The sequence below is a fragment of the Stenotrophomonas sp. HMSC10F07 genome, assembly GCF_001807895.1.
Classification (GTDB): Bacteria; Pseudomonadota; Gammaproteobacteria; order Xanthomonadales; family Xanthomonadaceae; genus Stenotrophomonas; species Stenotrophomonas sepilia.
In genome coordinates this window covers 56,163-78,149 of record NZ_KV791407.1, presented here as the reverse complement: position 1 = coordinate 78,149, position 21,987 = coordinate 56,163, and the positions used below count along the sequence as shown (strand labels likewise).

21 protein-coding genes and 1 other RNA gene are annotated in these 21,987 nt (G+C 67.6%); 14 read left to right on the top strand and 8 right to left on the bottom strand.

Annotation, left to right across the window (positions count from 1 at the left end; translation table 11 throughout):
• Positions 1 to 95: 95 nt before the first annotated feature.
• Positions 96 to 1,058: a thiamine-phosphate kinase gene (gene thiL / locus HMPREF3114_RS12930; protein WP_053498109.1), complete on the top strand. Its 963-nt coding sequence runs from the start codon at positions 96 to 98 to the stop codon at positions 1,056 to 1,058.
• Between the two features lie 187 nt (positions 1,059 to 1,245).
• Here thiL and HMPREF3114_RS12925 read toward each other — a convergent pair whose 3' ends face one another.
• A complete protein-coding gene (locus tag HMPREF3114_RS12925) occupies positions 1,246 to 1,656 on the bottom strand; it encodes a hypothetical protein (protein ID WP_053498111.1) in 411 nt (136 codons plus the stop codon).
• A gap of 423 nt (positions 1,657 to 2,079) precedes the next feature.
• Between HMPREF3114_RS12925 and HMPREF3114_RS12920 the strand changes: the two genes are divergently transcribed.
• Complete coding sequence (locus tag HMPREF3114_RS12920) at positions 2,080 to 4,101, top strand: acyltransferase family protein (RefSeq protein WP_053498113.1); 2,022 nt, start codon at positions 2,080 to 2,082, stop codon at positions 4,099 to 4,101.
• 111 nt (positions 4,102 to 4,212) lie between these two features.
• Here HMPREF3114_RS12920 and HMPREF3114_RS12915 read toward each other — a convergent pair whose 3' ends face one another.
• The 4 genes from HMPREF3114_RS12915 to HMPREF3114_RS12900 form a co-directional block, all read right to left on the bottom strand.
• The gene (locus HMPREF3114_RS12915; protein ID WP_070489894.1) at positions 4,213 to 5,598 is read right to left on the bottom strand and encodes an FAD-binding oxidoreductase; all 1,386 of its coding nucleotides are present in this window, start codon (positions 5,596 to 5,598) and stop codon (positions 4,213 to 4,215) included.
• On the bottom strand, positions 5,595 to 6,176 hold the full coding sequence (locus HMPREF3114_RS12910) for a metal-dependent hydrolase (protein ID WP_070489893.1): 582 nt from the start codon (positions 6,174 to 6,176) through the stop codon (positions 5,595 to 5,597). The genes HMPREF3114_RS12915 and HMPREF3114_RS12910 overlap by 4 nt, the downstream gene beginning before the upstream one ends.
• A 100-nt stretch (positions 6,177 to 6,276) precedes the next feature.
• Positions 6,277 to 6,645: a YraN family protein gene (locus tag HMPREF3114_RS12905; protein ID WP_171958409.1), complete on the bottom strand. Its 369-nt coding sequence runs from the start codon at positions 6,643 to 6,645 to the stop codon at positions 6,277 to 6,279.
• On the bottom strand, positions 6,635 to 8,356 hold the full coding sequence (locus tag HMPREF3114_RS12900; RefSeq protein WP_053498120.1) for a penicillin-binding protein activator: 1,722 nt from the start codon (positions 8,354 to 8,356) through the stop codon (positions 6,635 to 6,637). Before HMPREF3114_RS12900 ends, HMPREF3114_RS12905 begins: the two co-directional genes overlap by 11 nt.
• A gap of 81 nt (positions 8,357 to 8,437) precedes the next feature.
• Between HMPREF3114_RS12900 and rsmI the strand changes: the two genes are divergently transcribed.
• From rsmI to rnpB, 4 genes are all read left to right on the top strand, one after another.
• Complete coding sequence (rsmI, locus tag HMPREF3114_RS12895) at positions 8,438 to 9,256, top strand: 16S rRNA (cytidine(1402)-2'-O)-methyltransferase (RefSeq protein ID WP_070489891.1); 819 nt, start codon at positions 8,438 to 8,440, stop codon at positions 9,254 to 9,256.
• Between the two features lie 334 nt (positions 9,257 to 9,590).
• Complete coding sequence (locus tag HMPREF3114_RS21215; protein ID WP_070489890.1) at positions 9,591 to 9,908, top strand: hypothetical protein; 318 nt, start codon at positions 9,591 to 9,593, stop codon at positions 9,906 to 9,908.
• 118 nt (positions 9,909 to 10,026) lie between these two features.
• Positions 10,027 to 10,836 (top strand): PDZ domain-containing protein, encoded by an 810-nt coding sequence (locus HMPREF3114_RS12885; RefSeq protein ID WP_005415282.1) that lies wholly within the window; start codon positions 10,027 to 10,029, stop codon positions 10,834 to 10,836.
• Between the two features lie 80 nt (positions 10,837 to 10,916).
• Positions 10,917 to 11,268: RNase P RNA component class A (gene rnpB / locus HMPREF3114_RS12880), an RNA gene on the top strand.
• 88 nt (positions 11,269 to 11,356) lie between these two features.
• Here the strand turns inward: rnpB and HMPREF3114_RS12875 are convergent.
• The 3 genes from HMPREF3114_RS12875 to HMPREF3114_RS12870 form a co-directional block, all read right to left on the bottom strand.
• Entirely contained in the window at positions 11,357 to 11,836 is a 480-nt protein-coding gene (locus HMPREF3114_RS12875; protein ID WP_070489889.1) for a DM13 domain-containing protein, read from the bottom strand.
• Positions 11,837 to 11,912: 76 nt separating this feature from the next.
• Positions 11,913 to 12,104, bottom strand: coding sequence for a hypothetical protein (locus tag HMPREF3114_RS21210; RefSeq protein WP_176746382.1), 192 nt, complete (start codon positions 12,102 to 12,104; stop codon positions 11,913 to 11,915).
• A gap of 86 nt (positions 12,105 to 12,190) precedes the next feature.
• The gene (locus HMPREF3114_RS12870; protein WP_069139503.1) at positions 12,191 to 12,979 is read right to left on the bottom strand and encodes an NRDE family protein; all 789 of its coding nucleotides are present in this window, start codon (positions 12,977 to 12,979) and stop codon (positions 12,191 to 12,193) included.
• Between the two features lie 324 nt (positions 12,980 to 13,303).
• On the opposite strand from HMPREF3114_RS12870, the gene mraZ reads away from it, so the two are divergent.
• From mraZ to ftsW, 8 genes are all read left to right on the top strand, one after another.
• Positions 13,304 to 13,750, top strand: coding sequence for a division/cell wall cluster transcriptional repressor MraZ (gene mraZ, locus HMPREF3114_RS12865; protein ID WP_004143635.1), 447 nt, complete (start codon positions 13,304 to 13,306; stop codon positions 13,748 to 13,750).
• Between the two features lie 14 nt (positions 13,751 to 13,764).
• Positions 13,765 to 14,733, top strand: coding sequence for a 16S rRNA (cytosine(1402)-N(4))-methyltransferase RsmH (gene rsmH / locus HMPREF3114_RS12860; protein ID WP_012479154.1), 969 nt, complete (start codon positions 13,765 to 13,767; stop codon positions 14,731 to 14,733).
• Positions 14,730 to 14,993 (top strand): cell division protein FtsL, encoded by a 264-nt coding sequence (gene ftsL / locus HMPREF3114_RS12855; protein WP_005415286.1) that lies wholly within the window; start codon positions 14,730 to 14,732, stop codon positions 14,991 to 14,993. The genes rsmH and ftsL overlap by 4 nt, the downstream gene beginning before the upstream one ends.
• A complete protein-coding gene (locus HMPREF3114_RS12850; protein ID WP_005415287.1) occupies positions 14,990 to 16,834 on the top strand; it encodes a peptidoglycan D,D-transpeptidase FtsI family protein in 1,845 nt (614 codons plus the stop codon). The genes ftsL and HMPREF3114_RS12850 overlap by 4 nt, the downstream gene beginning before the upstream one ends.
• On the top strand, positions 16,831 to 18,339 hold the full coding sequence (locus HMPREF3114_RS12845) for a UDP-N-acetylmuramoyl-L-alanyl-D-glutamate--2,6-diaminopimelate ligase (protein ID WP_070489888.1): 1,509 nt from the start codon (positions 16,831 to 16,833) through the stop codon (positions 18,337 to 18,339). The genes HMPREF3114_RS12850 and HMPREF3114_RS12845 overlap by 4 nt, the downstream gene beginning before the upstream one ends.
• Positions 18,336 to 19,730: a UDP-N-acetylmuramoyl-tripeptide--D-alanyl-D-alanine ligase gene (murF, locus tag HMPREF3114_RS12840; protein ID WP_070489887.1), complete on the top strand. Its 1,395-nt coding sequence runs from the start codon at positions 18,336 to 18,338 to the stop codon at positions 19,728 to 19,730. Before HMPREF3114_RS12845 ends, murF begins: the two co-directional genes overlap by 4 nt.
• The gene (mraY, locus tag HMPREF3114_RS12835; RefSeq protein WP_005415291.1) at positions 19,720 to 20,805 is read left to right on the top strand and encodes a phospho-N-acetylmuramoyl-pentapeptide-transferase; all 1,086 of its coding nucleotides are present in this window, start codon (positions 19,720 to 19,722) and stop codon (positions 20,803 to 20,805) included. Before murF ends, mraY begins: the two co-directional genes overlap by 11 nt.
• 1 nt (position 20,806) lies before the next feature.
• Positions 20,807 to 21,987: putative lipid II flippase FtsW (gene ftsW / locus HMPREF3114_RS12830; RefSeq protein ID WP_070489897.1), on the top strand; the 1,181-nt coding region annotated here is incomplete at its 3' end.

The following is a 21,987-nucleotide window of genomic DNA, read 5'->3' as shown; positions in this document are numbered from 1 at the left end:
GGCCGGCAGCTGCAGGGATCCTGAGGTTGCCGGCCAGCGGCCGGCACTACCGCCCACCGCGCGATGCGCGGCACGAACAACAGCGGGAACGCCCCATGTCCCTGGCCGAATTCGCCCTCATCGACCGCATCCGCGCCCGCACCCTCGAGCGCGACGACATCCTGCTCGGCATCGGTGACGACGCCGCGCTGCTGCAGCCGCGCGCCAACGAACAACTGGTGGTCACCGCCGACACGCTCAACAGCGGCGTGCACTTCCCGGTGGAAACCCCGGCCTTCGACATCGGCTGGAAGACCCTGGCGGTCAACCTGTCGGACCTGGCCGCGATGGGCGCGCGCCCGGCGTGGTGCACGCTGGCGTTGTCGCTGCCGGAAGCGTCTGAAGACTGGATCGAGGCCTTCGCCGATGGCTTCTTTGCCCTGGCCGACCAGCACGACATCGCGCTGATCGGTGGTGACACCACGCGCGGCCCGCTGTCGCTGTCGGTGACCGCGATGGGCCAGGTCGGGCGTGGCCAGGCGCTGCGCCGCGACCGCGCGCAGGTGGGTGATGACATCTGGGTGAGCGGCACGCTGGGCGATGCCGCCGGCGCGCTGCGCCTGTGGCAGCAGGGTGCACTGAGCATCGCCACCGCCACGCTGCTGGCCGACTACGAAAGCCTGCGCCTGCGCCTGCTGCGGCCAACGCCACGCGTGACGCTTGGCCTGCGCCTGCGGGCCTTCGCGCACGCGGCGGTGGACGTGTCCGACGGCCTGCTGGCCGACCTCGGTCATATCACCACGCGCAGCAACGTGGCCGCACATGTCGATGCCGATTCGCTGCCGATCTCGCACGCGCTGCGTGAGCTGCTCGGTCGTGAGGCCGCACGCGACTGCGCACTGCGCGGTGGCGACGATTACGAGCTGTGCTTCACTGCCGCCGCCGACCAGCGCGACGCGCTGCACTACCTGGCCGAATCGCTGGACGTGCCGCTCACCCGCATCGGCCGAATTGCCGAAGGGCAGGGCGTACACGTGGACGGCGAAGCCGCCGACGGCGGTTACCAGCACTTCGCGTAGCAGCAGCGGTACTGCCCTGCTGGGTCAACCTTCGGGGTGGGGTCAGATCCCTTTGCGCCGCAAAGGGATCTGACCCCAGGTGCGCACTGTTTGGGTTGACGTGGCATTTGTAGAGCCGAGCCCACGCTCGGCTGCAATCCGATTGGAGCGTGATGAGCCGAGCATGGGCTCGGCTCTACATATGCCATTACACCGCCCGCAACTGCACATCCACATACTCGGCCAGCCCACGGCAGGCCAGCAGCAGCCCTTCGCGCGCGCCATCGCCCATCTGCTGGTCAATATCCCCATCCACGCGTACGCGTTCGGTGGCGTGCAGCAGTTCCAGCAGGAAACTCAGCCCCGCATTGGCGCGGTCGATACGCGCCATGGCAAGGCGCTGCCCGGCTGTGCGGTTGGTGCCGGGCCATGGTTGACCATCGGCGGCATCGCCTTGGCGGATGTGCTGCAGGCAGGCCTGCAGGGTAATGGCCCCGGCACTGTTGCCGGTCTGCAGCGCAACGAAGGTATCTTCCAGCGTGCGGGCCAGGTCATCGGGCAGGCGCGTGGCGGCCTCGCCCAGGGTGGCGGAAAGGTGCGGGTAGGGGGAAGCGGTCATGGCGGCGTCCTTGTGCGAGCGGCAAGGGGCCACCCTGCTTAACAGCGAGGGTGGCGGACGGTGCGTGGTTGCAATACCGGTGGTTAATGTCGTCAAACGCCGGCGGGCACGAGGCCCCCACGCACCGCCCGCCATAGGTGCGCGGACAGAATGCCTGCCGACGCCACCCAACAAGGAAAGGGCGACGCCGGCAGGCAAGCGTAAACGACATTCACCAAACGGGATTGCAAGCCCGTGCCACCCGTTGTTGGTGGCGCTAGATGATCTGCATGCAGTGCCACGTATGCCAATGAGAAAGATTTGAAAATTCGAAAACGTTGCAGACGTGCGGCGCGGCGTCAGTGTGGTGATTACGACATTCCCACAGGGGCGAACTGGGACCGGAGCTGAACCATGTCCCGGCCTGTCGCGATCATCCATTGAATGACTGCGGCAGCGGTCGTGATGCTGTCGGATCGTTTTCCACCCGATGCCTGCATGTCCCCTCCCGAACGTTCCCGCAACGCTGCCATTGACGGCCTGCGTGCATTGGCGGTGCTGGCCGTCATCCTGTTTCACGCCAACGCAGCCTGGTTACCGGGTGGCTTCACCGGTGTGGATCTGTTCTTCGTGGTGTCCGGCTTCGTGATCAGCCAGTCGTTGGCTTCGCGCGCCCATGCGTCGCTGGGCGCGATGCTGCTCGATTTCTACCGGCGCCGCGTGCTGCGCCTGTTGCCGGCGTTGCTGGTGATGCTGGTGACCACTTTCATACTGTCTGCGCTGTTCATTCCCCGCGCGTGGCGCAATGAGCAGTTCGACCAGACCGGCTGGGCCGCGCTGGTCGGCTTCAGCAACATCGTGCTGGCTGGTCAGCAGGACGACTACTTCTCACCCGGCGCGGAACTGAACCCTTTCCTGCACACGTGGACGCTGGGCGTGGAGGAACAGTTCTACCTGGTCTTCCCGCTGCTGTTCTTCGTCTGGCTGCGCGGGCGTGAGCGCTGGCCGTGGTTGCGCTGGTTGTTGCCGGTGCTCACCCTGCTGTCGCTGGCGTGGGCAGGCTGGCAGGCGCAGACGGCACCGGCGGCAGCGTTCTACCTGCTGCCGGCGCGATTCTGGGAGCTGGCTGCGGGCGCGCTGCTGTACCAGTGGATGCGCACGCGCACGCCGGGCCAGAACGGTGATGCGGTTGCAGTGGTCGGTCTGGCACTGCTGGGTGCAGGCGTGGTGATCGCACCGCAGCTGGCGATGCCGGTTCCCGGCGTGCTGGCCACCGTGGCCGGTACCCTGCTGCTGTTGGCAAGCGTGTCGATGCCGGGGACATCACGCCTCGCCCGCGTGCTGGGCTGCGCACCGCTCGCCTACCTGGGGCGCCTGTCCTATTCGCTGTACCTGTGGCATTGGCCGCTGCTGGTGCTGCTGCGCTGGACCTACGGCCTGCACGGCGCCGCGCTGTGGCTGTATCCGGTACTGCTGCTGGCGCTATCGGCTGTGTCGTATCACTTCATCGAGCGTCCGCTGCGCAGTGCGTTGCCGCTGCTGCGCCTGGCACCGGCCAAGGTGCTGGCGATGGCGGTACCGCTGGTGGCGCTGTGTGGCGCGGGTGCCTGGGCCACGGTGGAGTACCATGAGCAGGTCTCGCTGAGCGTGACCCGCGACGGCTATGCATGGCAGGCGCGTCGCTACCCCGCGTGGCGCCCACTGGAGCCGCTGAGTGCGCCGGCGCTTGAAGGGCGGCGCCTGTTCGTGGCCGGCGATTCGCACGCGGCGGCGTATCGCACCATGACCAGCATGGTCGTGCGCCAGACCGGCATGGAGCTGCGCCAGCAGGATCGCGGCGGCTGCAGCTTCGTCAATCTGCTGCGGGCCAGTCCAGCCGATTGCCAGGACTTCATTGAGCACACGCTGTCGACCATCGAACGCGAGGCACGCCCCGGTGACATCGTGCTGCTGGCGGCCTTGCGCATGCCGGAGCTGCGTGGATTCGACTGGCGGCGACAGGATGCGCAGGAAATCTATCGTCAACTGCTCGCCGAGCGCACCCCGATCGATGCGCAGGCCGCGCGTGATGAGGCTGATCATGTTCTTGGACGTCTGCAGAAGCTGGGCGTGCAAGTGGTTTTGGATGCACCGCTGCCGTTGTTCAAGGCCGGTGCGTACCGCTGTTCCGACTGGTTCAACCGCCGCAACCCGGCGTGTGCCGGTGGCCTGAGCATGCCGCGCGATGATCTGGAGAGGCTGCGTGCGCCGCAGATGGCGTTGCTGGCCGAGCTGGCAGCGCGCTATCCATCGCTCACGGTGTGGGATCCGCTGCCGCTGCTGTGCGGGCCAACGACCTGTTCGGCGGTGGAAGACGGGGAACCGCTGTTCTTCGACAACGACCACCTGAGCGGGCATGGCAACCGCGTGCTGTTGCCCAGTTTCCGGCAGACCCTGATCGATATTGCAGGCGACACGCCGGTGTAGAGCCGAGCCCACGCTCGGCTTGCGCGCGCAGCGCGGGCTTCATCGCGATCTGGTCGAAGAGCAGCCGAGCATGGGCTCGGCTCTACAGGAGTGCGAAGGAGTGTGCGCGGTCTATGCCGGCGGCAGTACCTTGCCCGGGTTGAGGATACCGTCCGGGTCAAGCGCGGCTTTGATCGCGCGCATCGTCGCCAGCGTAGCCGGTGTGAACGCCTGCGTCATGAAATCGCGCTTGGCCAGGCCGATGCCGTGTTCGCCCGACAACGTGCCACCCAGTGCCAGCGTCAGCTCGAAGATCTTCGGCAGCGCGGCATGCGCGCGCGTGTTCTCGTCGGCATCCTCCGGGTGGTAGAGGATGTTGACGTGCAGGTTGCCGTTGCCGGCATGGCCGAAGGTGACGATGGTGAGCGCGTAGTCCCGTGCCAGGGCCTGCACGCCGGCCACCAGTTCCGGAATGCGCGACACCGGAACCACCACGTCTTCATTGATCTTGCCGGGAGCGACGCTGCGCAGCGCAGGCGACAGCGCCTTGCGCGCCGCCCACAGCTGGTCGCGCGCGCGGCCTTCCATCGCCACGTCCAGCTCGATCGTGCCGTCGCCTTCGGCGGCGCTGGCCAATGCCTGCAACAGATAGGGCAGGGTGTCGTGGTCACCATCGGCCTCGACCAGCAGCATCGCCCCTGCTTCCGGCACATCGGCACCATTCAGCCGCAGCAGTTCCAGGCTGCGCGCGTCCATGAATTCCAGGCGGGTGGGTACCACCGGCTGCGACATCAACCGCGATACGGCGGCCGCAGCAGCATCGGCATCGCGGTACAACACGCGCAGACCGGCCTGGCTGACCGGCAGCGGGGTCAGTTTCAGCGTGGCTTCCACGATCAGTGCCAGCGTGCCTTCGCTGCCCACCAGCAGGTGGGTGAGGTCGTAGCCGGTGGCATCCTTGGTGTAGGCACCACCGCAGCGGATCAACTCGCCGGTGCCGGTGACGGCCACCAGGCCCAGCACGTTGTCGCGGCTGGTGCCGTACTTCACCGCGCGCGGGCCGCCCGCATTGCAGGCCAGGTTGCCACCGACGCTGCAGATCTCCGCACTGGACGGGTCCGGTGCCCAGAACAGGCCGTGCGGGGCCAGTGCTTGCTGCAGGGCGCCATTGAGCACGCCCGGTTGCACCACCGCGCAGCGATCGCCGGCGCGGATCTCGACGATGCGGTCCATGCGGGTGAACGACAGCACGATGCTGCCGGGCAGCGGCACGGCCGCGCCGGTGGTGCCAGTGCCGGCGCCACGTGCGACCAGAACCACGCCATGCGCGCGGCAGGCACGCACCAGCGCCTGCACCTGTTCGATGCTGGCGGGCAGCGCGACGGCAGCCGGGCGCTGATGGCGCCATGAGTTGTCCTGTGCGTTGGCCTCCAGCGCGCCGTCATCCATGCGCCAGCCCTCCGCGCCCAGCAGGGTGGAAAGTTCAGTAACCAATGCGGTGGGCAGGGCAGGACTCATGACGGATCTCGTGGGGCAGCAGGAGCGGGTTGGATCAGTTTCCAGGCGACAACGGCGCCGGCCAGTGGCAGCCACACCCAGCGCAGTTCGGAGAGCAGGGTAGCCACGCCGCGTGGGCTGAAGAACTGTGGCGCGAACGGTGACACGCGGATGGGGCGCCACGGCGCGAAGAAGCGGTGTTCGCTCCACGGCCAGGCCAGCGCAACGCCCAGGCCACCGGAGGTCATCGCATCCAGCAGCGGATGGCTGGCGGCGCAGACGAAGACGAATACCGCCGCTTGCACGGTAGATGCCAACCTTGGTTGGCACACACCCGCCGACCAAGGTCGGCGACTACCAAAGAACGCCAACACCGCAGCCAATGCGGCCAGCACGCCGGCAAACAGCAGTGAATGACTGGCGCCACGATGGCCGAACGCATCGGCGTAGGGAATATGCAGCGCAAAGGCCAGTACATCGGCATCGGGCAGCATGGCGGCGATCACGCCGGCGGCCAGCAGGCGCGGCGGGATGCGGCCACGATCCGCGGCGCACCACAGCGCCAGCGGCACAGCGGCATGGGTGATGATCGAAGGCATCAGTCACGCACCGTGGTCGTGCCGGCTCTGGCAGCTGCCAACCCTGGTTGGCACACAAGCGCCGACCAAGGTCGGCCTCTACCAGAGCGGACGGTACCCATCAGCAATCATCCAGCCGGAATGCATCACGCAGCCAGTGCAGCTGCGGCGGTTCGCCACTGGCTTCCACCACATCGAAGCGGCAGGGTGCATTGGCCAGCACCGGGTTGTCCTGCAGGTACAGTTGCGCGGCATGGGCCAGGCGCCGGCACTTGCGCGCATCCACTGACGCGGCGCCGCCACCGAAATCGGATCGCGCGCGGTAGCGCACTTCCACGAACACCACGGTGCCGGCATCGTCCATCACCAGGTCCAGTTCACCGCCGCGATAGCGCACATTGCGCGCACGCGGCTGCAGTCCGGCCTGTTGCAGGTGCTGCTCGGCGGCGGCTTCCACCGCCGAGCCCCGTTGGCTGCGTTCAGCGACCACCGACGATCGGCATCGGCCGGCCGCCATTGAAGGTCGACCAGGCCGGCTGGCGCAGGATGTTGCCGTTGCTGTCCAGGAACAGGGTGCCGGTGGCACCGTCCAGGCCGCCTTCGTTGGACAGCTTGTCCAGGTAGGCGGTGATCTTCCAGGCGTCGGCACCGAAGGCGAACAGGCGGCCGGCCGCACCGCGTGCGCTCGGCAGGGTGCTGGCCACCTGGCTGGCCGACGGCAGGCCGGACACGCTGCGCACGTTCCAGGCTTCGTTCGGGTAGACAATGCCGTCCAGCGCCACGTCTTCTTCCACCTTGCCGCTGCCAACGGTCAGCTGCGAGGTGCCGACGCGGGTCGCGCCGCCTGCACCGGCCAGCGCCAGCTGCGGCGCCAGCAGGCGCGCCTGCGGCGCACGCACGGCGAGGAACACGGCATCGACCTGGCCGGCGTTGCGCACCTGCGCGCCGACATCGCCGACGGCATCGGTGACGCCGATCGTGGCCACCACCTGGCCACCGCGCTGCGCGAAGCGCTGGGCAAAGGCGGCGGCGGCACGGCGGCCGGTGTCGTCAGCGCTGTTGATCACCAGCGCCTTGACGCGCTCGCGGCCACGCAGGTACTCGGCGGCGACGATGCCATCGTCTTCCGGCGCCAGCGAGAAGCCGGCACTGCCGGCCGGCGGTGCGTCCTTGCCGCGGTTCAGGGCCAGCACCGGCACCTGCAGCTGCTGGCGGCCGTACACCGCGTCCACTTCGTCGCGGCCCAGCGGGCCGACCACGAAGTCGGCACCGGAGGCGACGGCCTTGTCATAGGCGGCCAGGGCACCGGCCGGGGTGCCGGCGGTGTCGAAGAAGTTGATGTCCGGGCGGCGCCGGCTTTCACCGTAGTAGGCGCTCAACAGGCCATCGCGCACCGGCTGTGCGGCGGTGGCCAGGCGGCCGCTGAGCGGCAGCAGCACGGCCAGCTTGGCCGGCGGGCGGTAACCGTCGCTCATCGCCGGCGGGCGCTTGCTGGTGTCGAACTGGGCCGCGCCATCGCGGTCGAACGGGCGCGGCAGCGGCAGGCCGCGCGCGATCAGTGCACGGCCGGCGAAGTTGTAGAGCGGGTCGTTGGCCGGCAGGGCGGCGGCACGGCTGCGCAGGGTGGCGTCGTCGAGGGTGCCGAGCAGGCCGGCAATGGCGGCCTGGTTCTCGCTGCGCGCGCTGCCGGTCAGGCTGGAATGGGCGCGGGCCCGTTCGGTGGCGGCACCGAAGGCATCGCCGGTGCCCTGCAGGGCACTGGCACGGGCCAGGTACCAGCGTGTGCGCAGGGCCGGCAGCACGTTGTCGCCGTGGTCCTTCAGCAGGGCCAGCGCCTGCGCCGGCTGCTTGTCGGCCAGGGCCAGCTCGGCACTGGTCAGCTGGTAGCGCTGCAGGCTGGCGCCGGACAGCTGGCGTGCGGTGAGCTGGCCGAGCAGGCTGCGCGCGCGGGCACTGTCGCCGGCGAGGTGCCAGGCCCAGGCCGCATCGGCCAGTGCGTTGCTGCGGGCGCCGCCGCGCAGGGTGGAGGCCAGGCCTTCCAGCTGCAGCGCGGCATCGCGCGGCTTGCCTTGTTCGATCAGCGCCAGCGCCTGGCTCTGGGCCGGCGAATCGGGCGTGCTGGTCAGGCTGGTGGTGGCACAACCGGCCAGCAGCATCAGCGACAACGACAGGGCGGAGATCCGTGCGGCGGGCTTGTTCATGATCGGGTCCATGCGATGGGGGCAGCGGCCTTGGCCGGGTACACGCTACGATTCTACCCTTGCCCCGTGAGTACCGCTGAAATGAGTGTGCCAACCCTGTACGTCGTCGCCACGCCGATCGGCAACCTGGCCGATCTGAGCCCGCGCGCGCAGGAGGTGCTGCGTTCGGTGGCGGCCATCTGTGCCGAGGACACCCGCCGCAGCGGCCAGCTGCTGTCCCATTTCAGCATCCAGCAACCGCTGGTGGCCCTGCACGAACACAATGAAGAGGCCCTGGCGCAGCGCCTGGTTTCGCGATTGCAGGCCGGCGAGTCGCTGGCGCTGGTCAGCGATGCCGGTACCCCGCTGGTCAGTGACCCCGGTTTCCGCCTGGTGCGTGCCGCGCGCGCGGCGGGCATCAAGGTCAGCCCGGTGCCCGGTGCCTGCGCCGCCATCGCCGCGCTGAGCGTGGCCGGCCTGCCCAGCGACCGTTTCAGCTTCGAGGGTTTCCTGCCGGCCAAGGCCAGCGGCCGCCGCGACCGCCTGCAGGCGCTGGCCGGCGAAGTGCGCACGATGGTGTTTTACGAATCCTCGCACCGTATCGCCGAGTCGCTGGCCGACATGGCGGCGATCTTCGGCGGCGAGCGCCCGGCGGTGCTGGCCCGCGAGCTGACCAAGCTGTTCGAGACCGTGCTTGATGGCGACCTGGCGGGGCTGCTGGCCCAAGTCGAGGCCGACGACAACCAGCGCAAGGGCGAGTTCGTGGTGATGGTGCAGGGTGCCGGTGACGACGAGGAAGCGCAGCTGGCGCATGGTCGCCGCGTCTACGCGAAGCTGAGCGAGCACCTGCCGCCGTCGACCGCCGCCAAGCTGGCCGCGGAACTGACCGGTGCGCCGCGCAAGGCGCTGTACGGCAGTTGATCGCTCGCTCCGGGCCATGTCGGGGCAGCGCGCGGCGCGAAATGCGAAACGGTTCGGATCCGCCGGAGGGACGCCAACCTCTGCGGCGTGAACGTGCTCACGTGCGCGGCTGAGGGACGAATCCGGGGACAGGCGATGTCGTGATGAGCAGCAATGACCGACCCACTGATGATCGTACGAAGCCTGCAGCCTTGGGTATTGCGGGACGTCCTGCAGAGCGGCATTGAGATCAGTCGAGCCCGTGCGGATACTCCCGATGCGGAAGGGTGTCCGTAGTGTGACCCCATTTCCGAGGCCTCTGACGCGTGAGGACCGGTGCTCGGGATGTCTTCAAATGCCTGTCCTGGGCGAAGACGCTCCGGCACACGCCTCTTCATTCCCCACTTGGGAGCAATTGTTCGAGATGGCATTGACAGCCTACCTTCAGGCTCATTTCCTGCCAAAGGATGTGTTCGCCGCATTCTGCAATGTGTCAGAAGAATGGCTAAGTCGCCTGATTGCAGTGCGCGCGGTGCCGGAGCCCACCTGCACCTGCGAGGAAGGCACCATCTATGCGCGTGCGTCGATGCCGTTCTCGCCGACCGAGTATGACCGTAGCAGTAGAAAGCGGTTGGTCGACGATCCTCGCCGGGAGCTGGGCGAAAAGTCCTGAAAGGCGTGCAGACCTGCATGGCTCGTTCACAGACTGGGACGCTGGAACACGGCAGCGGCCGAATTCCGGGGGGGCTAAGGGGCGAAGCTCTCAAATTTCCTTCAGGGAGGAAAGACAGATGTTTGAAAAGGGACTGTTCCTGCTGTTCGCACTGGCCGATGTGCCAGCTCCTGCAGCTGAAGCGCCGCCACCCGCAGCCATTACCGAAGCCGATCTGGGCCCGGACTATGTCGGCTACCTGCTGTTCGATCCGGGGTTGGTCGAGTTCAATCGGCTGCAGTCGGTTCGCGATTACGGCAATTACCTGACCTACCGCGCGGCACGTGACGCGTTGGAGAGCTACGAGGCATGTCTGCAGGTGGGGGCCGACAACCACGCACAGATCGAGGCGGCCTACCAGCAGTTGGTGAACAGCCAGCAGCGGTACGTCAGCGCGGCGCAATGGCGCGACCTGCGGCAGGCCCTGCGTGCGAGGCGCGAGCCGGTGCCCGAGCGCGCGTCGTGGCAATGCGCCGCATTCGTGGACAACGCGCCCTATTTCGATGCGGGGTTGGACGATGCACTGCTGGGCGCCACCGAATTGGCGCGCGAGCAGGCCGGGGAAGGGGATTCGCGTAGCGACGCGCTGCGCCCGGTCCTCGGCGTTCAGATGGGGGGCGCGACCGTGATCGAATCCGAGCCTGACGAGGGTCCGGCCCATCGCGCCGGCCTGCGCAAGGGGGATGAGGTGCTGGCCGTGGCGGGTACCCGAGTGAAGACCGTCTTCGGTGTCGGCCAAGCGTTGAAAGCCTACGCGCCGGGCGATCGCGTGGACGTGCGCGTCCGCCGCATTGAATGGGACGGTTCGCAACCGCAGGTGCGGGAATTGATCGTAGGTGTGGTGCTGGAGTCGCGGGCGGTGGTGATGGCGAGGGCGAAGGGCCGCTAGAGCCACGCCACGCGTGGATGAACCGGACGCCGCGATCGGCACGGCAGGAAAGGCGTGCGTACGCTAGAATGCGCGCTGGCGGAGTCGGCCAGACAGTCGCGTCATCCCTTCGGGGGTGCCGAGGAAAGTCCGGGCTCCATAGGGCAAGGTGCCAGGTAACGCCTGGGCGGCGCAAGCCGACGGAAAGTGCAACAGAAAGATACCGCCTACGTCTTCTTCGGAAGGCCGGTAAGGGTGAAATGGTGCGGTAAGAGCGCACCGCGAGTCTGGCAACAGACCGGCACGGCAAACCCCACCTGGAGCAAGACCAAATAGGGATCCTTTGGCGCGGCCCGCGTTGGATCCGGGTAGGTTGCTTGAGCGTTGCGGTGACGTAACGCCTAGAGGAATGACTGTCCACGACAGAACCCGGCTTATCGGCCGGCTCCGCCTCTTTCTTCTTCCACGCATGGCGTGGATCTACCGTGATTCCGGGGTCGGATCCCTTTCCAGAGGAAAGGGATCCGACCCCATGCCCTGATCAGCCCGGCATGCGGTACTGCCCGGCGGAGATGAACTGCGAGAAGCGCTCGCACCACACCACCACGGTGGTGTAGTCGTCCACGTCCACGTTCGCGGGGACGTCCACCAGGAAGCGGTTGAAGGTCTTTACCTCGCCGATGCGCTGGGCCTGCGCCTTGATCTTCAGGAAGTCGGCCTTGTTGTCGACGAAATCGCGAACCAGATAGACCTTGTAATCCGGGCCCGGTCCCATCTTCCCGTCGAAGGCGACCTGGGTGGCGCTGACGCTGACCTTGCCTTCGGCCCAGTGCACCGCATCGCTGCCTTTGAGGTCGCGGCGGAAGGTGGTGCGGTAGGTGGCGTCTTTCATTGCGGCCTGTACCTGGGCGACCGGCGGGTCATCGGGGGCGATCAGGATCGGCAGCAGATAGACGCCCAGGCCGAAGCCCAGGCCGAGGGTGAGCAGATGGGTGGCGAGCAGGATGAGGATGCGGCGCATGGGGCCTCCTTGTGGTTGCGGTCGATCGCGCGGCGTGGTGCCGGGCGCGACCACCCTGGGAGGTCAGGGCCGACATTTATAGACACAGTGCCGATTGCGAAAAGGGCACAGTCGGGTGGCGGCGATGCTGAAACCCCTGGGGTGCGGACGGATCGTGGTCGCGGCTGGAAGCTGAATGACGTTTCAGGCCCGCTGCGATGGCGACGGCCGTCACGTGGATCGCGACATCAAGCTGCGGGTAGTGCCGGCCGCTGGCCGGCAGCTTCATGGCGAATCCGAGCATCCAAAGGCTGCCGGCCAGCGGCCGGCACTACCCCCGCCACGAGCATCCGGCCAAGGGCCGTCTTGATCGGGTCAGAAAATGACGTGGCTTTGTCCGCTCGGTGCACCCTGCGGGCCGAAGCGGCGTTCGTGGATCTCGCCGTGGCCGTCGGCGTCGATCAGCAGCACGGTGCTGGCGCGGGTGCCGTAGTCGTCGCCGCGGATGAAGGCCGGGCTCAACCAGCGCTCGCGTTCCAGGCCGATGCCGGTGTCGGGCAGGTCGCTGTCGGCGGGGCGGTGTTCATCGGCCAAGGCATTCCAGAGCGGGGTCAGGTCCGGGGTCAGATCCCTTTCGCGTTGCGAAAGGGATCTGACCCCGTCTGCTTCCAGCCATGCCGACAGCGCGGCCATCAGCCGTCGGGTCTTCGGCCAGGGCGCGTCCAGCGCGCCGTTGGACATGCCGTGGACCCCCGGGCCAAGCGTCTGCCGTTCGGCGGGATGGTTGCCCAGGTACTCCAGGCTGTCGCCATCGGCCAGCAACAGATTGAATGGGGCGTAGGCACCCGCCACGGTTGCCAGCCGCTCGATATGCACGGCGGCCGGGTCGCGGCCGCGCAGGAAGTCGGCCACCAGCGCGCCCCGCGACGGTCCGGTCTGGGCCGCCAGCGGGTCGCGGACGTTGGTGACCACCGCCATCCGGCCCGAGGCGCCGACCCCGGCCCAGCCACCGCCGGAGCGCAGGTCGCGTCCCCCGATGACGGAGGTCTCATCCTGCCAGGGGGCCAGCGCCGCGGTGGGGCGGGCGTGGAACTCATCACGGTTGCCGGTCATTACCAGCCGCCAGCGCGGGTGGTGCATCCAGCCAAGAGCGAGCAGGCACATGGCCTCATTGTGCACCGTTTGCGCATTACGGCGCCGTTTCCGGCCAGGCCGGGATGAATGCGCGGTCGATGTTTCACGCCCCGTCCACGCCCCTGAACTTCCGTTCAATCTCAAAAATTGAGACGGATCAGCAACTTGTGGATAAGCCTTGAACAATTCTCTAAAGGTTGTTGCAAGCCATTGATGCGGCTGGCGATTTCCCTGCTGAAAAGTTGTTGACAACCCTCGGCCCGCTGCTAAGGTGGGCATCAGAGGGAAATCCGGGTGTTTTGTGGGTTTTCGTGGTTCAATGTTTCACCGGGCGAAGGACAAGGTGCAGGCGTCGTGTTCCAGGGCGAGACGGCCATCACAGTTGACGACAAGGGGCGCATGGCGGTTCCCACCGCTTACCGCGACCTCGTCGCGCGCGCCAGTAACAACCGTCTCGTGCTGACCTACAACCCGTTCGAAGCCGGCTGCCTGTGGCTGTACGCAGAGTCGGAATGGGAACGGGTCCGCGACGATGTGATGTCCAAGCCCAACACCCAGCGCGTCGTGCGCCTGTTGCAGCAGAAGCTGGTCGGCTCGGCCGCCCATCTGGAACTGGACGGCAACGGTCGCATCAGCATCCCCGCCAGCCACCGCGGTGCGGTGGGCATTGAGAAGAAGGCGGTATTGCTCGGCATGGGCGACAAGTTCGAATTGTGGAGCGAGCAGGCGCATCGGGCCCTGATCCAGCAGACGTTGTCTGACGAGGATCTGGGTGATGGGTTGCTCGACCTGAAGTTGTGAGCCGGGGTGCCCGGATGCGCCCAGAAGCGCAGACCGGTCACCTTCCGGTGTCGCAGTCGCCGGCGGTGCACCTGCCGGTCCTGTACACCCAGGTCCTTGAAGGCCTGAGGGTGATCGAAAACGGACGTTATCTGGATGGCACGTTCGGTCGTGGCGGTCATGCACGTGGCGTGCTTACCCAGCTCGGTCCCGAGGGGCGCCTGCTGGTCATGGACAAGGATCCGGAAGCCATCGCCGTTGCCGAGCGCGATTTCGCGCCGGATCCGCGCGTGTCCATCTTCCGTGGCAGCTTCGCCCAGCTGCTGCAGTGGGATGCCACGGCCGAAGGCCTGGACGGCGTGCTGTTCGACCTGGGCGTGTCGTCGCCGCAGCTGGATGTGGCCGAACGAGGCTTCAGCTTCGGCAAGGACGGCCCGCTGGACATGCGCATGGACCCGGACAGCGGTGAAAGCGCCGCGCAGTGGATCAACCGCGTCGAAGAGCGCGAGATCGCCGACGTGCTGTGGACCTATGGCGAAGAGCGGCAGAGCCGGCGCATCGCCCGCGCCATCGTGGCCCGCCGCGAGAAGCAGCCGTTCTCCCGCACCGCCGAACTGGCCGAGCTTATCGCCTCGGTGATGCCGCGTGGCAAGGACAAGATCCACCCGGCCACGCGCAGCTTCCAGGCCATCCGCATCCACATCAACCGCGAGCTGGCAGACCTGGAAGCGGGGCTCGATGCGGCGGTGGAAAGGCTCAAGCCCGGTGGCCGTCTGGCGGTGATCAGCTTCCACTCGCTGGAAGACCGCATCGTCAAGCAGTACATGAACCGCCTGGCCAAGGCGCCACCGGCCAACCGCCGCCTGCCCGAGGCCGTTGCGTTCGTGCCGACGCTGGACCTGATCGGCGGGGCCATCAAGGCCACCGACGAAGAGCTGGCCGCCAACCCGCGCGCCCGCAGCGCGGTGCTGCGCGTGGCCCAGAAGCGGGAGGCCGACGCATGAGCCGGTTGCTGCTGATCATCCTGTTGGCCTGCACCGTGGCCTCGGCGATCGGCGTCGTGTTCGTGCGTCACCGTCATCGGCAGACGTTCATCGAGCTGTCGCGCGCCGAGCGCAAGCGCGATGACATCAACCTGGAATTCGGCCGCCTGCAGCTGGAGCAGGCCACGTTGGCCGAAGCCAACCGTGTCGATCGCATCGCCCGCGAAAAGCTCGGCATGAAGTTCCCCGAGGCCGCCGACATCGTGGTGGTGCGCCCATGAGCAAGGCCGGTCGCAACCGTCCACGCAATGCCTTCAACCTGCGCCAGCGCCTGCGCTGGGTCGCGCTGGCGCTCGGCCTGTGCTCGGTGTCGCTGGTCGGCCGCGCGGCCTACGTGCAGATCATCAACAGCGACTTCTACCAGCGCCAGGGCGAGGCCCGCTATCTGCGCGAGCTGCCGATCAAGACTTCGCGCGGCATGATCACCGACCGCAACGGCGAGCCGCTGGCGGTGTCCACGCCGGTTGCCTCGATCTGGGTCAACCCGCAGGACCTGCTGCGTTCGCCCGAGCGCATCCCCGAGCTGGCCCAGGCGGTCGGTATGTCGGTGGATGAGCTGAGCAGCCGCCTGTCGCAGAAGTCGGACAAGGAATTCATGTATCTGCGTCGCCGGATCAATCCGGACGAGGCAGAAAAGGTGGTCGCGCTGAAGATTCCGGGCGTGGCCGCGCAGCGCGAGTTCCGCCGCTTCTACCCGCAGGGTGAGGCGATGGCGCACGTGCTGGGCTTCACCAACATCGATGATCGCGGCCAGGAAGGCCTGGAACTGGCCTTCGACGAATGGCTGCGCGGCAAGCCCGGTGCGAAGCGGGTGATCCGCAACCGCAAGGGCGAGACCGTCGAAAGCGATCTGCTGCGTGCCGCTGAGCCGGGCAAGGACCTGACCCTCAGCATCGACCGCCGCATCCAGTACCTGGCCTTCAAGGAACTGCGCAACGCGCTGGTGGCCAACAAGGCGGCCGGCGGCTCGATGGTGATCATGGACGTGACCACCGGCGAGATCCTGGCCATGGTCAACCTGCCCACCTACAACCCGAATTCGTTGACCGGCGCGATCCCTGATACGCGCCGCAACCGTGCGGTGACCGACCTGGTCGAGCCGGGTTCGACGATGAAGCCGCTGACCATCGCCACCGCGCTGCAGGCCGGTGCGGTGACCAAGGACACCATCATCGACACCAACCCGGGCTACATGACGCTGGGTCGCTTCACCATCCGCGACGTGCCACGCAACAACGGCGTGCTGAACGTGACCGGCGTGATCACCCGCAGTTCGAACGTGGGTGCAGCCAAGGTTGCGGCGAAGATGCCGGACCAGACCTTCTATGACGGCGTGCGCCGCTTCGGCTATGGCTCGGCGCCGCACAGCGGTTTCCCCGGTGAATCGGCTGGTGTGGTGATGCGTCCGGCGCGCTGGTCGGGGACCACCAAGACCACCATGTCCTACGGCTACGGCCTGTCGGTCACGCCACTGCAGATTGCCACCGCCTACTCGGCGCTGGCCAACGGCGGGCGCCTGATCGCGCCGACCTTCGTCAAGGGCCAGCGCAACGAAGGCCAGCAGATCATCGACGAGAACGTCGCCAGGCAGGTGGTGGCGATGATGGAAACGGTGGTCACCCAGGGCGGCGCCAAGCAGGCGGCGGTGCTGGGCTACCGCGTGGCCGGCAAGACCGGCACTGCACGCAAGGCTGGCCCGGGCGGTTACGAGCGCGGGCATTACAACGCGCTGTTCGCCGGCGTGGTGCCGGCCACCAACCCGCGCTTCGCCACCGTCATCGTCATCAACGATCCGCAGGCCGGCAAGTTCTACGGCGGCCTGGTGTCGGCGCCGGTCTATCACAACGTGATGGAAGGCACCCTGCGCCTGATGGACGTGCCGCTGGACGACCTGCAGTCGTGGCTGGCCGCACAGCAGTCGGGCAAGGTCGGCCATTCGGCCTCGATCCTGCCCGCACCGCCGGCCGAGACCGCGCTGCCGGTCGATGCCGCCGCTGAATTCGATGCTGCGCTGCCGAGCGCGCAAGCCCAGACGCCGCCCGTTACGGGAGGCACGCAATGAGTCCTTCGATGTTGCTTTCGCAGTTGCTTCCGGACGTGGCCCTGGCGGGCCATGATCCCGTTCTGACCGGCCTGGTGCTGGACAGCCGCGCCGTGCGCCCCGGCAATGCCTTCGTCGCGATCGCCGGCTTCGGCGCGCATGGGCTGGGCTTTGTCGAGCAGGCCCGTGCGGCCGGTGCCAGCGTCATCCTGTTCGAGCCACCGGCACCGGCCGAGCTGCCGGCGCCGGCCGATGCGATCGCCGTGCCGGGCCTGCGGGCGCGCATGGGGGCGATGGCCGACCAGTTCCATGGCGCGCCGTCGCGGGCGATGGCGATGGTCGGCGTGACCGGTACCAACGGCAAAACCTCCACCGTGCAGCTGCTGGCCCAGGCCTGGCACCTGCTCGGAACGCCCAGTGGCAGTATCGGCACGTTGGGCGCCGGACTTTATGGTGCGGTCGAGCCGACTGGTTTCACCACGCCGCTGGTGCTGCAGATGCATGCGCTGCTGGCACAGCTGCGCGACGCCGGTGCGCGCGCGGTGGCGATGGAAGTCAGCTCGCACGCGCTGGACCAGGGCCGCGTGGATGCCGTGCACTACGACGTGGCGGTGTTCACCAACCTCACCCGCGATCATCTGGACTACCACGGTGACATGGCCAGCTACGGCGCGGCCAAGGCGCGGCTGTTCCATCGCCCGGGCCTGAAGGCGGCGGTGGTCAACCTGGACGACGCCTTCGGTCGCCAGCTGTTCGCTGGCCTGCCTGCTGGCGTGCAACCGATCGGCCTGAGCTCGCGCGCTGCCGCTGGCGCCAGCGTGCGCGCCGAGGCGCTGCAACTGGATGGACGCGGCATTGCCTTCGAGCTGGTCATCGACGGCCAGCGTGCTGCGGTGCAGTCGCCGCTGCTGGGCCGCTTCAACGTGGACAACCTGCTGGCCGTGGCCGGTACTCTGCATGCGCAGGGCCAGCTGCTGCCGCGCATCGCCGAAGTGCTGTCGGCGCTGCAGCCGATCCGTGGCCGCATGAACCGCCTGGGTGGTGAAGACGGTCTGCCGACCGTGGTGGTCGATTACGCCCATACCCCGGACGCGCTGGAGCAGGCGCTGGACAGCCTGCACGGCCATCTGCAGGGCACGCTGTTCTGCGTGTTCGGCTGCGGTGGCGAGCGCGATACCGGCAAGCGACCGCAGATGGCGGCGATTGCCGAGCGCCTGGCCAACCAGGTCATCGTCACCGACGACAACCCGCGCGGCGAGGATGGCGACGTGATCGTGGCCGACATCCTGGCCGGCTTCCAGCACGCCGATGCCGTGACCGTGCAGCGCAACCGCGCGCGTGCGATCGGCCTGGCGGTGAAGCGTGCCGGTGCCGGCGACATCATCCTGATTGCCGGCAAGGGCCATGAGCCGTACCAGGAAGTGAATGGCGTGCGCCATGACTTCGACGACACCGAAGTGGCTGCGGCTGCACTGGCGGCCAAGGCCGGTGTTCTGCAGGCAAAGGCCGGGGAGGGCGCCGCATGAAGCGCACCCTGCTTTCGCTGATCGCACACTGGGCCGGCGGCGAGATCCATGGCGATGACGTGGCCATCGATGCAGTCAGCAATGACACCCGTAGCCTGGGCCCGGGCAGCCTGTATGTGGCGCTGCGCGGCGAGCGTTTCGACGGCCATGACTTCGCTGCCGACGCGCAGGCGCGCGGTGCCAGTGCGCTGCTGGTCGAGCGGCTGCTGCCGATCGAGCTGCCGCAGGTACTGGTGGCCGACAGCGAGCTGGCACTGGCGAAGATCGCCACCGGCATGCAGCGTGACCGTGGCACCGAGGTGTTCGCGATCACCGGCAGCAATGGCAAGACCAGCGTGAAGAGCCTGCTGCTGTCGATCCTGCAGCAGGTGGCCCAGCACGCACACAAGGTGGTCTACGCCAACCCGGGTAACCGCAACAACGAGATCGGCCTGCCGCTGGCGGTGATCGACGCGCCGGAAGATGCCGACTACGCCGTCTACGAGATGGGCGCTGGCAAGCCTGGCGATATCGCCTGCCTGACCGACATCGCCCGCCCGCGCTATGCGCTGGTCAACAACATTGCCCCGGCACACCTGGAACGCATGGGCAGCCTGCTCGGCGTGGCGGTGACCAAGGGCGCGATCTATGCCGCGCTGCCGGCCGATGGCGTGGCGGTGATCAACGCCGACGATGCCTACGGCCGCTGGTTCGAGCAGCACTTTGTCGGTCGCCCGCAGCGTTGCCGCGTGCTGCGCTATGGACTGGAACACTCGGCGGACGTGACCGCGCGCGACATCCGCGCCGGTGCACAGGGCAGCCAGTTCACCCTGGTCGCCCCGACCGGCGAAGCCCGCGTGGTGCTGGGCCTGCCGGGTCGCCACAACGTCAGCAATGCGCTGGCCGCCGCCAGCCTGGCGCTGGCGGCCGGTGTCGATCTGGCGCTGATTGCGGCCGGTCTGGCCGAGGCGCAGCCGGTACCGGGACGCCAGATTGCCCATCAGCTGCGCAACGGCGCGGTGCTGGTGGACGACAGCTACAACGCCAATCCCGGCTCGCTGGCTGCGGCCATCGATGCCCTGGCCGCTGCCCCGGAAGAGGGCTGGCTGGTGCTGGGTGACATGCGCGAGCTGGGCCCGGACGCCGAGGCGCTGCATGCGCAGGCCGGCATCCGCGCACGCGCCGCCGGCCTGAAGCGCCTGTACGCGCTGGGCCCGCTCAGTGCCGCCGCCGCCACCGCCTTCGGCGACGGCGGCCGTCATTTCGCCACCCACGACGCGCTGTCGCAGGCGCTGAAGGACGAGCTGCACGCCGGCGTGCGCTGCCTGGTCAAGGGTTCCCGTGGCAGCGCCATGGACACGATTGTCAAAGCGCTGCTGGCGCAAGGAGAGGAATCCCCGCATGTTGTATGAACTGGCTCGATGGTTGCAGCAGTTGGAGAGCCTGTTCGGGCTGTTCAACTACCAGACGTTCCGCGCCATCCTTGCCGCGCTGACGGCCCTGTTCCTGTCGCTGTGGCTTGGCCCGGCGATGATCCGCAAGCTCGCCCAGTTCAAGGGCGGCCAGCCGATCCGCCAGGACGGTCCGCAGACCCATTTCTCCAAGGCCGGCACGCCGACCATGGGCGGTTCGCTGATCCTGCTCACCATCACCCTGTCGGTGCTGATGTGGGCCGACCTGCGCAACCGCTACGTGTGGCTGGTGCTGGCGGTGATGCTGTGCTTCGGCGCCATCGGCTGGTATGACGACTGGATCAAGATCGTCCGCCGTGACCCGAACGGCCTGAAGTCGCGCTGGAAGTACCTGCTGCAGTCGATCTTCGGCCTGGCCGCGGGCCTGTTCCTGTTCTACACGGCCGACGTGCCGGCAGCGCTGACCTTCTACATCCCGATGTTCAAGTCGGTCGCGCTGCCGCTGGCCGGCATCGGCTTCGTGGCCATCGCCTACTTCTGGATCGTCGGCTTCTCCAACGCGGTGAACCTGACCGACGGCCTGGACGGCCTGGCAATCATGCCGACCGTGCTGGTGGCCTGCGCGCTGGGCGTGTTCGCCTATGCCTCGGGCAACGTGGTGTTCGCCAACTACCTGCAGATCCCGCAGATCCCGGGCGCCGGCGAGCTGGTCATCATCTGCGCGGCCATCGCCGGAGCCGGCCTGGGCTTCCTGTGGTTCAACACCTATCCGGCCATGGTCTTCATGGGCGACATCGGCGCCCTGGCGCTGGGTGCGGTGCTGGGCACCATCGCGGTGATCACCCGCCAGGAACTGGTGCTGGTGATCATGGGCGGCGTGTTCGTCATCGAAACCCTGTCGGTGATGATCCAGGTCGCCTCGTTCAAGCTGACCGGCAAGCGCGTGTTCCGCATGGCGCCGATCCACCACCATTTCGAACTGAAGGGCTGGCCGGAGCCGCGCGTGATCGTGCGCTTCTGGATCATCTCCGTCGTGCTCGTGCTGATCGGCCTGGCCACGTTGAAGGTGCGCTGAGATGAACGACCTGTCCCGCCAGGCAACACGCCTTGAAGCCATCGAAGGCAGCTACGACAAGTGGCTGCTGGGCGCGATCATCGCGCTTACCGGCGTGGGCGTGGTGATGGTGGCGTCCAGCTCGATCGCCTTGATGAGCAGCCCGTTCTACTACCTCAACCGCCACCTGATCTTCCTGGCGGTGGGTATCGTGCTGGCGGTCATCGCCGCCCGCACCGAGCTGAAGTCCATCGAGCAGTACAACCAGATGCTGCTGCTGGGCTGCTTCGTGCTGCTGCTGGCGGTGTTCGCGCCGGGCCTGGGCAGCACGGTCAACGGCGCACGCCGCTGGATCAACCTGGGCATCTCCAAGTTCCAGACGGTCGAGGCGGTGAAGGTGCTGTACATCGTCTGGCTGTCCAGCTACCTGGTGCGCTTCCGCGACGAGGTCAATGCGACCTGGCCGGCGATGCTCAAGCCGCTGGGCGTGGCCGGTGCGCTGGTGGTGCTGCTGCTGCTGCAGCCGGACTTTGGTTCTTCGACCCTGCTGCTGGCGATCACCGCCGGCATGCTGGTGCTGGGCGGGGTGAACATGCCGCGCATGTCGATGCCGGTGGTCATCGGCCTGGTCGGCATGAGCGCGCTGGCGATCATCGAGCCGTACCGCATGCGCCGCATCACCTCGTTCCTGGACCCGTGGGCCGACCAGCAGGGCGACGGCTACCAGCTGTCCAACGCGCTGATGGCGGTGGGCCGTGGCGAGTGGACCGGCGTCGGCCTGGGCAATTCGGTGCAGAAGCTCTACTACCTGCCGGAAGCGCATACCGACTTCATCTTCTCGGTCACCGCTGAGGAATTCGGTTTCCTGGGTACCTGCGTGATCGTGGCGCTGTACGCGCTGCTGGTCGGCCGTACCTTCTGGCTGGGCATGCGCTGCGTGGAAATGAAGCGCCACTTCTCCGGCTACATCGCCTTCGGCATCGGCCTGTGGATCAGCATGCAGACCTTCGTTTCGATCGGCGTGAACCTGGGTATCCTGCCGACCAAGGGCCTGACTCTGCCGCTGATCTCCTCCGGCGGCTCGTCGGTGCTGATGACCTGCGTGGCGATGGGCCTGCTGCTGCGCGTGTCCTATGAGCTCAAGCGCGCCGAGCGTCGCCAGGCCGTGCGCATCGGTGGCGCCGAAGAAGCGGCTGCCGAGCC